This is a genomic window from Marinobacter sp., assembly GCF_039977835.1.
GTDB lineage: Bacteria > Pseudomonadota > Gammaproteobacteria > Pseudomonadales > Oleiphilaceae > Marinobacter.
Genome location: NZ_JBDWCL010000017.1, coordinates 81,507 through 98,488, shown reverse-complemented (window position 1 = coordinate 98,488; position 16,982 = coordinate 81,507). Strand labels below are relative to the sequence as shown.

At 58.0% G+C, this 16,982-nt stretch carries 16 protein-coding genes; all 16 read right to left on the bottom strand.

Translation table 11 applies throughout. The annotated features are described in order from the left end of the window. Positions 1 to 76: 76 nt before the first annotated feature. The 16 genes from fliL to ABJM11_RS06760 all read right to left on the bottom strand — a co-directional run bounded on the left by fliL (position 77) and on the right by ABJM11_RS06760 (position 16,909). Positions 77 to 586, bottom strand: coding sequence for a flagellar basal body-associated FliL family protein (gene fliL / locus ABJM11_RS06835; protein WP_348295003.1), 510 nt, complete (start codon positions 584 to 586; stop codon positions 77 to 79). A gap of 155 nt (positions 587 to 741) precedes the next feature. Next, positions 742 to 1,965, bottom strand: coding sequence for a flagellar hook-length control protein FliK (locus tag ABJM11_RS06830; protein ID WP_348295002.1), 1,224 nt, complete (start codon positions 1,963 to 1,965; stop codon positions 742 to 744). A 119-nt stretch (positions 1,966 to 2,084) separates the two neighbouring features. Then, on the bottom strand, positions 2,085 to 2,429 hold the full coding sequence (locus ABJM11_RS06825; protein ID WP_348295001.1) for an Hpt domain-containing protein: 345 nt from the start codon (positions 2,427 to 2,429) through the stop codon (positions 2,085 to 2,087). 14 nt (positions 2,430 to 2,443) lie between these two features. Continuing rightward, complete coding sequence (locus ABJM11_RS06820) at positions 2,444 to 4,189, bottom strand: fused response regulator/phosphatase (protein ID WP_348295000.1); 1,746 nt, start codon at positions 4,187 to 4,189, stop codon at positions 2,444 to 2,446. Between the two features lie 32 nt (positions 4,190 to 4,221). Continuing rightward, on the bottom strand, positions 4,222 to 4,527 hold the full coding sequence (locus tag ABJM11_RS06815; protein WP_348294999.1) for an STAS domain-containing protein: 306 nt from the start codon (positions 4,525 to 4,527) through the stop codon (positions 4,222 to 4,224). Between the two features lie 123 nt (positions 4,528 to 4,650). Continuing rightward, positions 4,651 to 5,091, bottom strand: coding sequence for a flagellar export protein FliJ (fliJ, locus tag ABJM11_RS06810; protein WP_348294998.1), 441 nt, complete (start codon positions 5,089 to 5,091; stop codon positions 4,651 to 4,653). After that, on the bottom strand, positions 5,091 to 6,473 hold the full coding sequence (gene fliI, locus ABJM11_RS06805) for a flagellar protein export ATPase FliI (protein WP_348294997.1): 1,383 nt from the start codon (positions 6,471 to 6,473) through the stop codon (positions 5,091 to 5,093). Before fliI ends, fliJ begins: the two co-directional genes overlap by 1 nt. After that, entirely contained in the window at positions 6,454 to 7,317 is an 864-nt protein-coding gene (locus ABJM11_RS06800) for a flagellar assembly protein FliH (protein ID WP_348294996.1), read from the bottom strand. Before ABJM11_RS06800 ends, fliI begins: the two co-directional genes overlap by 20 nt. Continuing rightward, complete coding sequence (gene fliG, locus ABJM11_RS06795) at positions 7,317 to 8,357, bottom strand: flagellar motor switch protein FliG (RefSeq protein WP_348294995.1); 1,041 nt, start codon at positions 8,355 to 8,357, stop codon at positions 7,317 to 7,319. The genes ABJM11_RS06800 and fliG overlap by 1 nt, the downstream gene beginning before the upstream one ends. Next, complete coding sequence (fliF, locus tag ABJM11_RS06790) at positions 8,350 to 10,050, bottom strand: flagellar basal-body MS-ring/collar protein FliF (RefSeq protein WP_348294994.1); 1,701 nt, start codon at positions 10,048 to 10,050, stop codon at positions 8,350 to 8,352. Before fliF ends, fliG begins: the two co-directional genes overlap by 8 nt. Positions 10,051 to 10,065: 15 nt before the next feature. After that, positions 10,066 to 10,434, bottom strand: coding sequence for a flagellar hook-basal body complex protein FliE (fliE, locus tag ABJM11_RS06785; RefSeq protein ID WP_348294993.1), 369 nt, complete (start codon positions 10,432 to 10,434; stop codon positions 10,066 to 10,068). 216 nt (positions 10,435 to 10,650) lie between these two features. Then, entirely contained in the window at positions 10,651 to 12,102 is a 1,452-nt protein-coding gene (locus ABJM11_RS06780) for a sigma-54 dependent transcriptional regulator (RefSeq protein ID WP_348294992.1), read from the bottom strand. A 12-nt stretch (positions 12,103 to 12,114) separates the two neighbouring features. Continuing rightward, complete coding sequence (locus ABJM11_RS06775) at positions 12,115 to 13,404, bottom strand: ATP-binding protein (protein WP_348294991.1); 1,290 nt, start codon at positions 13,402 to 13,404, stop codon at positions 12,115 to 12,117. A gap of 219 nt (positions 13,405 to 13,623) precedes the next feature. Continuing rightward, positions 13,624 to 15,075, bottom strand: coding sequence for a sigma-54 dependent transcriptional regulator (locus ABJM11_RS06770; RefSeq protein ID WP_348294990.1), 1,452 nt, complete (start codon positions 15,073 to 15,075; stop codon positions 13,624 to 13,626). A 73-nt stretch (positions 15,076 to 15,148) separates the two neighbouring features. Further along, positions 15,149 to 15,475: an SOS cell division inhibitor gene (locus ABJM11_RS06765; RefSeq protein WP_348294989.1), complete on the bottom strand. Its 327-nt coding sequence runs from the start codon at positions 15,473 to 15,475 to the stop codon at positions 15,149 to 15,151. Between the two features lie 72 nt (positions 15,476 to 15,547). Beyond that, positions 15,548 to 16,909 (bottom strand): DUF1329 domain-containing protein, encoded by a 1,362-nt coding sequence (locus ABJM11_RS06760; RefSeq protein WP_348294988.1) that lies wholly within the window; start codon positions 16,907 to 16,909, stop codon positions 15,548 to 15,550. Positions 16,910 to 16,982 lie beyond the last annotated feature (73 nt).

Sequence of the window (16,982 nt, the reverse complement as noted above, 5' to 3'; positions counted from 1 at the left end):
TCTGCCCCTGTGTCCGCCCTGGCCGGGCCTGTTGAGCTATTGGTTGAGCGACTTTATGAACTCGCTGACGAACTCGCTATTGAACGACGAAATTCCTGAAAAGCACCCTCAATAACGGAGGCTCGCTTTCCTGCTCGAGAGCATCGTTAACGGTCGCCAGCATATCATCAGCCAACGCCTGCCTGCCTTCCGGCGTCTGCAGCTCGTCAAAACTCCTGTCCCCGAGCACTGTGATCAGCCGGCTCCGCAACAATGGCATATGCATGCTGGCGGCGGCCAGAGCCTCGGGATTGTCTGCTTCCAGTGCAAGATAGACCTGAGCGTAACGCTGCCGGCCCTCTGCCTGCACCGTTGTGACCAGCGCCTTCTCCAACACGGTATAGGTGCTGGGCACGAAAACGTCGGTCTGCTCCGCAACCTCTTCCTCGTCACCACCCGTAATGCCGGGAATGCCCCCCTTGAGGAACCACATTGTTCCGACCACGGAGAGCCCTATCGCCAGAACAACTACCACTACCAGCAGCAGAATAAGCTTGAGTTTGCCTTTCTTCGCCGGCGCCGCTTCGGGCGTTTTATCTTCAGCCATAACGTGCTTCTGCCAGAAATCCGTCAACCAGACAGGTTATATGAAGGTATAAGCAAAGGACGGGCCAGAAAGCCCAATCCTCCTCATCCGCACAGCAGTTTAGCCTTGCGACGGAGGATGGGCAAAAGAAGAATTACCGGGGAAAGCCATTCCGGTCAGGCGAAGATATCAACTTCACCTTTCCAGGTCAGATCCAGGGATTCCGATTCCAGGTCCTGCTCATCCAGGCCCCCGTCGGCGAGGGCACCACGGCCATTTCCGCCCTGTTCACCGGGGCCCTCTTCCCCAGCCTGTTGCTGAGGAGGGTCGGATACGTCGAACTGCTCGAGGGACAACCCCTGCTCATTCAGCATGTCCCTGAGGCGGTGACTGTGAAGTTCCAGCTGATCCCGCACGGCGGGATTGGCCGAATGCACGGTTATATTGGCCTGTTCCTGCTGAACCTGGACCCGCACTTCCATCGGGCCCATATCCGGTGGTGTCAGATGTATTTCAGCAACGGACATGTTGCGTGCTGTCAGCCAGGTCAGCTTGCCAACCAGCTTGTCGCCCCATTCCGCGTGGTTGACCGGCACATCGATAGAGGTAGTGTATCCCCGCAACGCGGCTGCGTCGGCTGGAAGCCTGACGCTGTTGGGATTCGCCGCCTGCTGAGTGGCCAGTTCTGCTGCCGCCTGAAAGCGTAACGCCCCCTGAACCAACGGCGTCTCCTGGGTGCGGCCGACATCAGTCGTCAAGCCGGACATCAGCCCCTCGGCCAGTGTCAGCCCCGCCCCCGCGCCGACAATGGTACCATTGCCCTGGCCCGGTTTACTGCCGGTCGCCCCAGGCAGGCCGGCCATGATTCCGGCAATGGCCTGCCGGCCCGGAACCACGCCACCAACACCGGCCTGGCCGTTACCGGGCCCGGCTGCCACAGGCATGGCACCGCCGTCACCCTTACCAGCCGGCATCAACAGAGCCTGAAGGCCGGCAAACGTCAGTGGAATGGCTTCTTCCGGAGTGTTGTCCTCAGCCGCTTGCTGCGGCCTGCTATCGGAATTCCCGGATGCGGCATCAGCCGTTACCGCTGACTCCCCGGCCTCTTCCCCGGCATTGGTGTCTTTAGCGGGGGTTTCTTTGGCCGAAGCGGCTTCCTGGCGGTCGTCAGGGCGCGTGCTGTTCTCTTTGTCCTGACGCACCTGTTCATTGCGGGCCGATTCGTCATTACGGGCCTGCTCCCGCTTTTCGGCCTGTTTCTTGTCGAGCCGCTGCTGTTCGGCGCGGGAAACCGAATCGAACTCACTGTCACCGCTTTTCTCACGGCCGCCCGAGGCTGGCTTTATGCCGTTATCGGGCTGCGCCTTCGGGGATGTCTGGGGAAGAACCATTTGGGACATGGCAACCTCTTGCCGCTTTTTTGCTGATCGGAGTGCATTTGTCTGCGTTACCGGGCTATTGAGCAAGAGGTAGCAAAAGCAATGCCATTCGGGGCAGAAGCAAGACCATTTACGCTGTACTACTCCAGAAACCGTCGGAGAGTGACCTCTACCCGCCCGAATTCGCTTTCTATGGCATCGACCATAACCGCAGCTTCCCCCAGGCGATTGTCACGCCCGGCCTTTTCCGCCTCAGAGCAGAGCTCACCCAGTCTGGGGGCTCCAATATTGATGCAACTGCCCTTGAAGCTGTGTGCGGACTTGGAAAAACTGTCTGCGTCTTTCTGTTCCAGAGCCGACCGCAGGTGTGCGATACGATCCGAGGAATCCTTGATGTATGTGGTAATCAGGATGTCGAATTCGTCTTCCATTACATCCTGCAACTCAGCGAGTGCTTCCTGATCAAGGTGTGGCTTGTCCGTCATGACCAACCCCCTGTCTATGTGTTGGTACTGCCCTCACGGGCAGCAACCTCGGAAAAATGCCAATCATATACAATTTCTACCCGGGTACCATATTCCCGGAAGGTGAGAGAATGTCCCAGCTTCCGCAAAAGCATCAGCCCTCGCCCGGAATAGCCACTTTCGTTGCCTGCGTCGGAGACGTCACCGTAATCGAACCCGCTGCCGCTGTCTTCACAGACAATCGTCAGCTGCCCCCCCTGCGCCGTCATGGTATGGGTCAGGGTAAACCGGATGAAATGGTCTGATACGGACTGCAAACGCAGCTCCCGCTCCGCATAGTAACGGCCAAAGCCATCCGGCGTGGCCTTCCACTCCGACGACAGGCCCAATACACCATGCTCCAGGGCATTGGTGTATAACTCAGACAACAGCGTGTAGATTTCTCCACTCTTGCGGCGCAGCCCGGGCACCTCCATACAGATATGAAGCAACAACGGCAACGGGCTGAATTGCCCCAGCGAACGATCCTGAATCTCGTAGACGCAATGCCACTCCGCGGGACCTTCCAGTGCCGATTGAGGCAATCGTTCCGAAACCCCTTCCAGCTCGGATTCCTCGACCATTTCCAGCGACAGTAGCGTGACATCATCCTGTTCCGGTTGCTTGCCGGTGAAGGCATGAATGCCTGTCATAACCGCATCGAACGGTGAGCCGGTATTGCCGGCGACGTCCAGCGAGCGCTTCAGGCGCTCCTCGCCATACATCTCGCCGCGGTGGTTCTCGGCCTCCAATACACCATCAGTCATCATCAGCAGGGTATCCCCCGGCTCCGTACGAAACACCTCCATTCGGGCATCAAAACGTGCGGTGCCGAGCACACCCAGCGGCAGGTGTCGGGAGGCGATGGTCTCGCTTTTTCCATTCCTCTTCAGGAGAACGCCATCCGGCAGCCCACCGTTCCATATCTGTAACTGATTAAGATGAAAATCCGCCTGGATCATTGCGGCGCAGCAAAACATTCCAACAGGCAGTATCCGGCAGAGCTTCTGATTTATCTCCCGTAGCACATCACTACCGCTGAACCCCTTGCTGGTCATGCCATAGAAAATTTCAGCAACCGGCATGGCACCAATGGCTGCCGGCAGGCCATGGCCGGTGAAATCGCCAACCAGTATCTGCATACCCCCTGCCGGACGGGGGCAGGCGAACAGAACATCGCCGTTAAAAATAGACATGGGCGAGGCGTGATAGCGGATATTCGTCGCGTTGAGGCAGCCGGTGTGGGCGACGTTATCAAACACCCGCTTGGCAATTTCCTGTTCTTCGAGAAGCTGTCGGTTACGATCGCGGATCAGGTCGCGTTGCTGGCTCAGAGTGCGGTGCATCAGCCGCATGCGGTTGAATGCATTGATCTTGGCTTCAATGATGATGCGATTATAGGGCTTGGTCAGAAAATCATCGCCACCGGCCTCCAGGCAGCGGGCAAGCGCATCCGCATCTGAAAGAGAGGTCAGAAATATCAGTGGCACCAGTCGCTCGCCCGCCAGCGCCTTGATGTGACGAGCGGCTTCCATCCCGTCCATCACTGGCATCAGCGCATCCAGCAATACTATATCCGCTCCACAGTGGCGGAAAATTCCGACCGCGTCCTCGCCGTTTCTGGCGTCTTCCACTTCATGACCAAGACGACGAAGGAGGGTCTTGAGAATCAGTCGGTCACTGTCGCTGTCGTCGGCGATCAGAATCCTCAGCGGCCGGTTGTCTGAGAGTGAATCATCCACAACGAACCTCCGCGACCCTGCGATGTGATCGTTCAGCGAATCGCAAACAACTGTTCGAAATTGGATATGGACAGTATTCGACGCACATCACTGTTACAGTTTTCTATGCGAATTTCCGCACTGTCGCCACCGGCGTAGTCTCTCAGTAACAACAACATGCCCAGAGCAGAGCTGTCGAGATAGGTCGTATCGGAGAGATCCACCACAAACGCCGTTACGTTTTCGTCACCATGTTCATAGGCATCACGGAAGGCCTGATGGGTACTGAAGTCAAAGCGCCCTTCAATTTTTATGGTCAGGGTCTGACCATCCTCACTGCGATGCGTCTGAATCGGCATTCCGGTGCCTCCATGATGTACGGGCTTGTTTACAGGTAACAACGTGAGCCTCTGGGGCATCTTGTGGTAAAGGATAGCTCACCACACTGATTTTGCACCCGTGGTACAACGTCAGCAAACGTTTCAACGTCGCCTGGCGAAATTCCGGCCGGCAGCCTCGTCCATCAGTTTCTGATCCCTCAGATCCTGCTCCCGCTGCTCCTGTCGGCGGCAGGTTTCAATATATTTTTCCATGCCTCGGCGTCGCTCCCAGGCTTTCTGCCACTCCTCACGGCAGACCCTGAGCCGATCCTCGGCCTGGGCAAGCAGTTTCTGTTGCTGGCCAATCACCTGATCCAGCTGGGCAATAAATGCCTGCCAGCCCTGCAGCCGTGCCACCGACACCACGCCCTGCTGACTGCTGCGAATCTGGTCCCGATATTCCTTCTGGTAGCGCTCCAGATTCTCGATCTGCTGGCGCTGGGCTTCGTGATGTTTCTGGGCCTCGGCCATTTTCTTCAGTGCCGCCTTTTCCTTGCGTTCCTCAAGGGTCAGCACCACTGCCAGCCGCTGGGATCGCAACATCAGCTAGGGCCTCCGGTGGCTGCCGGTGGCATTTTGGGACGGTCGGCAGACCGCCTTTCAGGAACCACCGCCAGCAATTGCCGGACGCTTTCGTCGAGGGGTGCGCTTTCGTTCAGCCCCTGTTGCAGGAACTGCCCCATATTGCCGATATGGGTTATGGCGAAATCGGTTTCCGGATCGGACCCTTTCACATAAGCACCCACACTGATCAGATCCCGTGCCTGCTGGTAACGGGAATACACCTGCTTGAAACGCTGGGCACGGGAAAAGTGTTCGGTTTCCGTCACCTGGGGCATAACTCGGCTGATAGAGGCCTCGACATCAATGGCGGGATAGTGCCCCTCTTCCGCAAGCCGCCGAGACAGCACGATGTGGCCATCAAGGATCGCCCGAGCGGCGTCGGCAATGGGGTCCTGCTGATCATCGCCTTCCGTCAGTACGGTATAGAATGCGGTTATCGAGCCACCGCCGGGGCGGCCATTGCCGGTTCGCTCCACCAATTGCGGCAGCTTGGCGAAGACCGACGGGGGATAACCCTTGGTGGCCGGCGGTTCACCAACGGCCAGAGCAATTTCCCGCTGAGCCTGGGCGTATCGGGTGAGCGAGTCCATCAGTAACAGCACCCGCTTGCCCTGGTCCCGGTAGTATTCCGCGATACGGGTGGTCAACATGGCAGCACGCAGCCGCATCAGCGGCGAATCATCAGCGGGCGAAGCCACGACCACGGAACGGTCAAGGCCCTCGTCCCCCAGGATATCCTCAATAAACTCTTTAACCTCGCGGCCACGCTCTCCGATCAGCCCGACCACGGTGATATCCGCGTTGGTAAAGCGCGTCATCATACCCAGCAACACACTTTTACCAACACCGCTGCCGGCGAAAAGCCCGAGGCGCTGCCCCTGCCCCACCGTCATCAATGCATTGATCGCCCGTATGCCCACATCCATGGACTGGCGAACCGGAGCCCGGTCCAGCGGATTGATGATATCGCCACTAAGCGACACCCGCGCTTCCGCCTGCAATGGCCCCTTGCCATCAAGCGGTTCGCCATTGCCGTTCACCACCCGCCCCAGCAGCTCCGGGCCCACCGGTACACGGCTGGCCACCGACAGCGGCACCACCCTGGCGCCGGGGCGCAACCCTTCAATGGCGGTCAGTGGCATGAGGTAAACACGGTCATCCTCGAAACCCACCACTTCCGCTTCAACAGTGCCGGTACCCTGACCGGTAATCACACAGCGATCACCCACCACCATGGGGCAGCCCACACATTCCAGAGTCAGGCCAACCATGCGTGTCAGCCGCCCGGATAGCTCAGGCCTGAGCTCGTCGGTAAAGGAACCCTGTAATCTTGCGAGGCGTTCAGCCAGGTGCGCCGTCATTGCCCTCACCCTTGTCCGTGCTCTCATCGGAGTCAAGCACGCCGTGCTGGAAGTCGGTGAGATCGCTCATCATGGCGCCAAGCTCTTCCCCCTCAACGGCTTTCTCAGTATCCAGCTGTTTGTCGAGCATGCCCTGAATGGCTTTCTGGAACCGCTTTTCAACGGTGAAGTCCACCAGGCTGTGGCGGGTCTCCAGTTTGCAGCCACCCCGCAGAATCGAGTCATCCTCCACGATGGAGGTGGCGGCCTCGAACTTTCCGGCAACCTCGCTGACCCACTGGTAATCCTCGGGATGAACATGAACCCGTACGTTTTCTGTGGTCGATGGCAGGGAGGCCATTGCGCACCGGACCACCTCGGCGATATGAGAGGAATCCAGTGAAAGCTCCCGGAACACAATAGCGCGGGCGAGTACGGTCGTCAGGTTAACAAGCGCGGTTTCAATCTCGTCTTCGTGGCGCTGGATGGGAACCAGCAACTCACCCAGCAGATGTTCCAGCCGGTCGAGCTTCACATCCACTTCCTTTCGGGTTTCCGCCAGGCCCTGTTCCGTGCCCTGCTCACGCCCTTCCGCAAAGCCGGCTTCGAACCCTTCCTGGCGGCCCTTCTCCAGGCCCTCACTGAACCCCGCCTGGTACCCCGCCTCACGGCCTTCGTTATGGCCATCGTCATGGGCGGCCTGGCGGATTTCGTCAATGTCGGCCGCGGTCAGCGGCTTTACATCCCGCTCCTCTTCCCGCGCAACTTCGTTGCCCCGGGCGTCCAGCAGAGGAAGCTCCCAGCGCTCATAGGCGGTGAGATTTTCCTTGGGAATGCGGTCGAGGTTGCGACGGGAATCTTTCATCACATCATTTCTTCGCCGGAACCGCCAAGAGTGATTTCACCGGCCTCGGCCATACGGCGGGCGATGGTGATAATGTCTTTCTGGGCCGACTCCACTTCGCTGACCCGCACCGGCCCCTTGGCCTCAAGGTCATCCTGCAGCAATTCGGCAGCGCGCTTGGACATGTTCTTGAAAATTTTCTCCTGAACGCCATCGTCGGCGCCCTTCAGTGCCACCACCAGAACCTCGGAGGAGACTTCCCGCAACAGTGCCTGGATACCACGGTCATCAATATCTTTCAGATTGTCGAAGACAAACATCAAATCCTCGATGGTGGAGGCCAGGTCGGGATCCATATCCTTGATGGAATCCATCAGGCCACCCTCGACGCTGCGGTCCATGAAGTTCATGATGTCGGCTGCCCGCTTGACCCCGCCGATGCGACTGGTCTGGGCGGCGGAACCACCTGAGAACTGCTTCTCGAGGATATCGTTCAATTCCTGGAGCGCCTGGGGCTGGATACTTTCAAGGGACGCCACCCGCATCATCACATCCAGGCGCACCTTGTCGTCCAGAGTACCCAGGATTTCAGCGGCCTGGTCCGGATCCAGATAGGAAATAACAATGGCCTGAATCTGTGGGTGCTCGTAGCGAATGATGTCACCAACCGCACGGGGCTCCATCCACTTCAGTGTGTCCAGGCCGGTGGTATTACCACCAATAAGAATCCGGTCAATCAGGCTGGACGCTTTGTCATCACCCAGGGCCTGGGTAAGCATGGTGCGGATGTAATCATCGTTGCCAACGCCCAAACCAGTCTGGCCGCCCACGGCCTCGACAAACTGGTTGAGCACGTAGGTAACATCGTCCTTGCTGACATCCTTCATCTGCGCCATGGCCACGCCCACCCGCTGCACTTCTTTCGGGCCCATGTGTTTGAGCACTTCGGCAGCGTCGTTTTCGCCCAGCGACATCAGCAGGATCGCCGCTTGCTCTACCCGGGGAATTTTCCGTTGGGGCTTTTGCGGGGCCTCAGGCTGGCGGTTGTTTTCATCAGTCATCGACATTCACCCACTGGCGCATCACCTGGGAGACCCGCGCGGGGTCTTCCGCAATCAGGCCTTTCAGTGCATTCAACTGCCTATCATAGCTGTCTGTTGCCCCCGGCAAAAGCAGATCGTCCTGTGAGTGCATGGCTTCACGCAGGGCATCGCCACCCTCAATGCCATCCAGCCCTTCATAGCCGTCATCATCCGAATCACCCCGGCGTTCACTGCGACCGCCACCAGAGAGACTTTTAAGGGTCGGGCGGAGCAAACCCAGTACCAGTACCAGAATAACCAGCCCCGCCAGGACCTGTTTCATCAGGTCCCAGAACCAGGGTTGTTCCCAGAACCCCGGGGCCTCAAATTCCACCTGTTCCTGGGCCGCGAAAGCGGTATTCATCACCGTGACACTGTCGCCCCGGGCCGCCGAATAACCAACAGCATCACGAACCAGCATGGTCAGGCGCTGAAGTTCCTGCTCCGGCCAGGGTTCGTAGCTGACTTCACCCGTCTGCGGGTCGATTACTTTCATATCGTCAACGGCAAGGGCTACCGACAACCGTTTCACCCGCCCGAGTTCCTGGCGCACATAGCTGACCGTGCGGTCCATTTCGTAGTTGCGGGTTGATTCCTCACGCACATTCACAGGAGCCGGCGGTGCCCCGCCCTCGTCATCACCGTTGGCCTGTTCCGGTACAGCAGCCTGGGCCGGGGGCTGGTTGGACAGTGCACCGGGGATACCCCCTGCACTCCCAGCGGCCCGACGCTCGGACATCTTGCGCTCGCTACGCACGGCCTGCTGCTCAGGGTTAAACAACTCCTCTGCCTGCTCTACAGACGAAAAATCCAGATCTGCCGTCACCTCGGCGCGGAAGCGGCCGTCACCGACCACGGGACGCACCAGAGACGCAACCCGGCGCGTCAGCCGGTCCTCGACTCGTGCGGTGTAATCGTACTGGTCTTCCATTTGGCGCGTATCGCCACCGTCTTCTCGTCCCGTCAGCAGGTTGCCGCTCTGGTCAACCACCGTCACATTCTCTTTCGACATTTCCGGGATACTTCCGGCAACCAGGTTTATGATCGAGGCAATCTGTTCATGCTCCAGCCGACGGCCGGCAATGACTTCCAGAAACACCGACGCTGTCGGCGTGCGGGCATCACGAACAAAAACCGAACGCTCCGGAATGGCCAGATGCACGCGGGCGGAACGCACCGTACGCATACTGCTGATGGTGCGGGCCAACTCTCCTTCGAGGCCGCGGCGAAAGCTGATGGTTTCCATGAACTGGGAGGTTCCCAGGCCACGATCCTGATCCAGCAGTTCGTATCCCATCGTCTGTTCGTCTGTCACACCTTCGGCAGCCAGCTTGAGGCGGGCGTTATAGACCTCATCGGAGGGGACCAGTAGCGCTCCGGTACGGGGGTCCATCCGGTAATCAATACCGCTGCTGTCAAGGATTGTGGTGACGTCCTGGGGATTGTAACCGGACATATCCCCGACCACCGGCTGGTAATTGGGCTCCTGCGCCCACAGAACCACGGCAACACCGAGGGCGACACTGGCAGCAAGGCCTACCATCAGGCCTACCTGCCGTAACAGGTTGAGCCGGTTGAACCCGAATATCAGGTCACTACGGCTTTCGCCGGAGTCGTCGTCCCGCGCTGCGGGCATATTCGAGGATGAAGTTTCGGCAGGTAAACTGGCCATGGGTCTGCTCCGCTATCAAACCGGCATATTCATGATGTCTTCGTAAGCCTTGACCACCCGGTTACGAACCTGGGTCAGTGCCTCGAAGGAAATGGACGCCTTTTCGGAGGCGATCATGACACGGGTAATATCCACATTGGGGTCTCCCATGTCATAAGCGGTCTTGAGATCACTGGACGACTGCTGAAGTTCGTTCACTGACCCCACCGCGTGGCTGAGCATGTCACTGAATTTCGGGGTTTCCGGGCTTTCCTGAATGCGGGAAGGTCCATCCAGCCGGCCGCGGATATTGTTATCCTGCTCAACCCGCTGATTCTCCATCATCTGCGAGCGCATGTTGCGGATTTCAGAAAGAACACTGTTGATGTCAGCACGCTGAACCATGATTCACTCCCCGGATTACCCATTTGGCGGGCAAGCCATTGAACTGGATATTACTTTCCGGGATATAAGCAAACCACAGGCCAACAATAATTATTGCCTGTTTTTCAGAAAGTTAATGCAAGTTTTGAGCACAAGGGATGAACCGGTGACGGTCTTTTGACGAGCCCATAAAAAAACGGCACCCGAAGGTGCCGAACGAAGGAGTCTAAGAGGGCTTCAGGCAGCAGCCAGTTCAGCGTCCAGATCAATGCCGGCATCCCGCATCTGCGCCAGTTTGTACCTGAGTGTGCGGGGACTGATACCCAGTTGTTCCGCTGCCCGATTACGACGGCCGCGTTCCTTTTTCAGTGTCTGGATAATAATCCGGAATTCACGCTGGCGAACCTCGTCACCGAGGGAAGTGGGCGAAAGATCATCGATACCCGGGCTATCCAGGGTGCCGATTGCTCCCTCGTCCGCCTGCATGGCTGTTTCAGACGACTGTTGAGGTGCGGACTGCTGAGAGACGGCCGCTGAGCCGCTGTCCATCCGCCCGGTAATGCCCAGCTCCAGGCATAAGTCGCCGGCATGAATCACATTGCCCTGGTGAAGCACGAGTGCCCGCTGAATGGCATTGTCCAGCTCGCGAACATTTCCGGGCCACTGATGGGCCATGAGCGCACTTCTGGCGTCAGGAGCAAAGGTTACGCCGGTCAGTTTCATTTTGCGGCAGTGGTTTTTCAGCAGGGCGCTGGCCAGCGGCATGATATCAAGCGTGCGCTCGCGCAGAGGCTGCCAGTGCATGGGAAACACCGTCAGCCGGTAATACAGGTCTTCCCGGAATTTACCCTCGCGGACATAGTCGGACAGGTCACGGTTGGTCGTTGCAATCACCCGAACGTCCAGGACAATCGTCTTGCGGCCACCCACCCGCTCAACCTCACGCTCCTGCAACACCCGAAGCAACTTGGATTGCAGGCCCAGATCCATTTCCGAAATCTCATCCAGCAGAATGGTACCGCCGTTGGCCTGTTCAAACTTACCGGGTGACGATGCCACGGCGCCGGTGAAGGCGCCCTTCTCGTGACCAAACAGGATGGCTTCAAGCATGTTTTCGGGAATCGCTGCACAGTTAATGGCAACGAAAGGCTGATCGGAACGGGGCGACTGCTGGTGTATATAGCGTGCCAGCACTTCTTTGCCGGTTCCGCTCTCGCCGGAAATCATTACCGTTGAGTCGCTCCCGGCTACCTTTGCCGCCAATTGGAACATGCGCTTGCTGATGGGGTCTTCCGCCACGGGCTCGTCACTACTTTTCTGGCGGCTGCCGCCCACAACCTTGCTGACTGCGTCGACCAGTACTGCCGGTTCAAACGGCTTGACCAGGTAGTCAATAGCGCCCGCCTGCATGGCAGAAACCGCATGGCTGATCTGGCCGTAGGCAGTAATCAGCATGGTGGGTAATCCCGGATACAACCTCTGTATTTCATGCAGCAGGTCATGGCCGGACATACCGGGCATGTTCACGTCGCTGACCACCATGTCTACTGGCGACTCGGCCAGTTGCGCCAGCGCCTGCCTTGCATCAGCAGCTTCCCGCACCCGGAACTTTGCCAGCTCCAGCGTGGTCACCAACGCTTCGCGCAGATCGTGGTCATCTTCAACGATCAGAATTTGGGCCTTGGCCATGATTGCCTCCGGTCAGTTGTTCTGGTGTGGCTGCGGGCGACGGCCACTGGCCGACGGCGAACGCAGCAATGGCAGCGAAATGGTTGCAACAGCGCCCCCAACAGCGGGCGATTCAATGTCAAAGCGGCCCTGGTGTGCCTTCACAACGGCCTGAACAACCGCAAGCCCCAGTCCTGTGCCATGGGACTTGGTGGTGTAGAAGGCTTCCAGCAGCTGGCCGGTCTGTTCCGGAGAAAATCCGGGGCCGTTATCCGCTACCCGAACCACCAGCTCACCGCTGGCAGAAGCAATGGCAACTTTAACCTTCGTTGCGCCTGCTTCCACACTGTTATTCACAAGGTTTGTACAGGCACCGACCAGCGCATCGCGATTACACATCATCGTCTCTTCGTCGGCCTCGCTGTCCAGCTCCACGGAAACACCGACGGGAAGTTTCAGCCCATCGAGCGCCGACCCCAGCGCCTGCACCAACGCAGAGGCAGACAGCTCTTCCGCCAGCCGGGTTTCACCGCGGGCGAAAATCAGCATGTCGCGAACCTGCTGCTCAAGGTGGGTAAGACGGGACATCAGGCGGGAGGCGCAACGCTGCCGCATCTCTTCGTCCAGATCATCCTGGCTGAGGTGACCTCCATACAGAATGGCGGCAGACAACGGCGTGCGAATCTGGTGGGCCAGTGACGCCACCATCTTCCCCATGGCCGACAGGCGCTGGGCATGGGCCAGTTGTGCCTGAAGATGACGGGTCTCGGTCAGATCCGTCAGCAGGATCAACTGCCCTGGCTGATTCTCCATGGTACGGATTTCGATACTCACCCGGCGGCCATCTTTGAGCGATACCTCGTGACCGTCGTCCCGACGCGGCGCAAAGCAGCGGCGAATCACATCCACCCAGCGCTCTCCGCCAAGGGGTTCCCCCAATAACGTAATGGCTGCTGGATTCGTCTGGGTCACCACACCCTGGCTGTCGAGAACCACCACGCCTGCCGGAAGCGCATGGAGCAACGTGGAAAGACGATCTGCCAGCTCCTCCTTCTGCTCCAGCTCCGCCTGACGCTGCCGTGACTCTGCAGACAGTTCCCCGGACAACTGGTTTACACGAGACTCCAGGGTACGGTAGGAATCAGTAATCTGCCGGGACATCTGATTGAACAGGTCCAGCGCCGTACCCACAGCTTCATCATCCTGTTCGGGGAACAACGCGGTCACCTTGTCATTGACATCCGCTGCCGCATTGGCGGAAGAGTCCTTAACGACGGAGGCCCCCTTCGCCGACGACAAACCAACAAAATGCAACTGACTCATAAACTCGCCCTCTGACCGGGCCATGCCCGGCCCGTACCAATCGGATGGATCGTTTGATCAGTACTAAGCCAGCACTGTGCCAACTTTACTTTTTGTTTATATTTCAAGTAGTAGAGGAATTACTGAAAGGAGAGATGACGAGTTTCCGTCACCCCTGAAACAACAACGGCGTCGCAGGTTACAAACCTTTGACGCCGTTTGATAGCCGCTATGGGCTACTTAATTTTCCTCGGACTCCTCGTCCCGAAGCCCGTACTTCCGGACCTTTTCCACCAGGGTCGTCCGTCGAATCCGCAGTTTCTCTGCCGCCCGGGCCACCACTCCCCCGGCCTCATCCAGCGCCTGCTGGATCAGCTGTTTCTCGAGGTTGGAGAGGTAGTCCTTCAGATCAATACCGTTCACCGGCAACAACGCTGGTGCATCCAGCCCCACCAGCCCCGGAATACTGGAAGGCATGCCCGAATCCTCCACCGGGCGATTCTCATCGTAGTCGTCCACATAGCGGAACTTCTTGGGCAGCTCCTGCACCCCGATCACCCCGTAAGGATGCATAATGGCGAGGCGCTCTACCAGGTTTGCCAGCTCCCGGACATTGCCCGGCCAGTCATGGCGACAGAGGCTCATGATCGCTGCCGAGTTCATTCGCAGTGATCCGCGTTTTTCTTTCTCCATACGGGAGATGAGCTCATTGATCAGCAACGGTATGTCTTCTACCCGTTCCCGCAGAGCCGGCATTTCGATGGGGAACACATTGAGGCGATAGTAAAGATCTTCGCGGAAATCACCGCTCTCGATCATGTCCTCCAGAACCTTGTGGGTGGCCGCAATTACCCGCACGTCGGCGGACTGGGTGCGGTTACTGCCCACGCGCTCGTAGGTACGTTCCTGCAATACCCGCAGTATCTTGACCTGCATGTTCAGAGGCATATCGCCGATTTCGTCAAGAAACAGGGTGCCGCCCTCGGCCAGTTCGAATCGACCAACGCGGGCGGTGATGGCGCCCGTAAAGGCGCCCTTCTCATGGCCGAACAGCTCACTTTCGAGCAGCTCTGCTGGAATGGCGCCGCAATTGACCGGGACAAAGGGCTTGTCACGGCGGGCGGAGTGGTAATGCAGATTACGAGCCACCACTTCTTTGCCGGTGCCGGATTCGCCGGTTATCAACACGCTCACATCCTTGTCTGCAACCTGTTCCATCAGCTGACGAACGGACTGCACCTTGCGGCTGGTACCAACCAGGCTGCGGAAAAGCTGTAACCCGCGCTGCTTGCCACGCTCCCGGGACCGGGCAAACTGGTCACGGTAAATCTGGGCACGATACAGCGAATCCACAAATTTGGTGTAGTTCAGGGGCCATTCCATGCGGGCAATCACCCGGCTGGCGTGTTCCTCGGACAGCGGTTTCAGGTCAGGATACCCGATCATCAACACGGGCACCCCCACTGTGGCGTCGCACACCGACGATATGGTCTTGTGCACCCCCGAATCTTCGCCGTTAACGACCACAGCAGAGATCTCGTCCAGTGTTGCCGCATCGCCACTGGCAAGCATCAAGCGCGCTTCCTCACCGGCAATAACCTCTTCCTCACCAACAAACTCAAGTATGGTGGCGATATCACGCTTTCTCGTGTCGTCCTCGCTGAGCACCAGCAACTTATTGTTCTTCGACATTCAAACGAATCTCTTGCGGGGATTTGTGAGCGGTATTTAAGACTGTAAGTGCGCCTGAGTCAATTTTATGACGCTATTTGGGACGATTTGAGGAGACGTTCTGATAGGCTTTCGCCGCGCTTCGATTCTGATTAATCTCCTTGAGAGCTTTCTGGGCCTCGGCTTTGGCCTCATTTGCCGAAATATTGGCACGGTCACAATAGGTCTGAAGGGTTGCCAGTCGTTGTCGTACCGGCTCCGGGCTCAGCTCACCGGCTTCCAGGGCGGCCATCACCGGTTCAATGGTCGGCTTTACCAGCTCGTTCAGGCGTGACAGTTCTTCCCAGTTTTTTTCCGCAAGAGCGGTCTTCAGGTGCTCCACCAGGGTATCCACTGCTTCCAGTTGCTCCGGCACCGACATACCTGTGTCTCCAGTATCGTTGTATGGCCCGGACAATGGCCGGGGATCCGAAAACCCCGGCCATCACTGTCGTCAGCGCCGAGCTGCCCTGCGGGCAGCTGAAGCCGAGAACTGGTTGCCGCGGAAGCCGGGTTTGAAATCATAGGCCGGGAATCCATTGTCCAGACCATCAATATAGTAACGCTCCGCTTTGAGATCGTACGTCATCTCCATGGTAGTCCAGAACACCGGCTCACTGTAATAGCTAATGTTGTGGGCCTCGGATACGCGCCAGAGTTCACCCTCACTGTCATATTCTTCGCTCGCGAGAATCTGCCAGCTATCCTCATCCACATAGAATACCCGGCGGGAATAGATATGGCTGATACCGGTCCGCAGCTTCGCCTCGACAACCCATACCCGGTGAAGCTCGTAGCGGGTCAGTTCCTGATTGATGTGCTGCGGACGAATAACATCGTCAGGCTGAATGTTTTCATCATGAAGCCTGTAGGCGTTATAGGGCACAAAAATTTCACGCTTGCCTTTGAGCTCCCAGTCATACTGATTCGGAGCACCGTTATACATGTCTTTCTGGTCGACGGACCTCAGCGAGGACGAGTTCGGCAGGTCGGTTTCATAGGCCAGGTTCGGTGACCGGCGCAGGCGGCGCGAGCCGGCATCATAACGCCAGGCCAGGCGCGGCGAGCGGATCTGGTCAAGCGTCTCGTGAACCAGAGTGATGGTGCCCGCCAGGTTTGAGGGCGCGATGGTTTCGGTTTTCAGGTAGAAAATCTTGTTATCGATATCCTCCAGATCGGCCCCGCGACGGCTGTAGGCAAAAAAGTAATCATACTGGTTCACCACCTGATTGTAAGAACCGTTCACTTGCGGAGTCGCCGAAGAACTCCGGAATGTGAGCTCTTCACCCCGATACCGGAGAATGTGGTTCCAGATAACCTCGAGACCATCCTCGGGAATCGGGAAGGGGCTGGTCATGATGGTGTTCCGAACCCCGTTGCCGTTGCTCAACAGTTCAGCGCTGAGGGCGTTCTCCCGTGACTTTTCGTAGACATGTTCCGGAAAAGATGCCGTACGGCGAGTCTGGTAAACCGGCATCACGAATTCCGGACCATACTGCTTCAGCATCCGGATGTGGCCGTCGGTAAGTTTGTCGCGGTAAAGTTCCACATTGCCCGCGTTGATCACGAACAACGGCTCATCCTGCGGGAAAGGATTGATCTCCACCTGCCCCGGCCTCCAGCCCGAGGGTGGCGTGGTCAGCCCCCCGGTCCATTCCGGGATACTGCCGGATACATTACCTTTTCTTTCGGCACCGACGGGGGTGAGTTCTTTGCCCAACCGCTCGGCTTCAGACTCACTAACCTTCGCGTAAACGCTACTACCTGCAAGCCCGAGCATTGCCACTGTAAAACCTGCGACCAAATGGTTACGCATTCCCTTCCACCTCCACGGAAACAGATCTGGACAACCGGCAGTCAAGATTTTTCACTTAACGGAATTCCGCGCC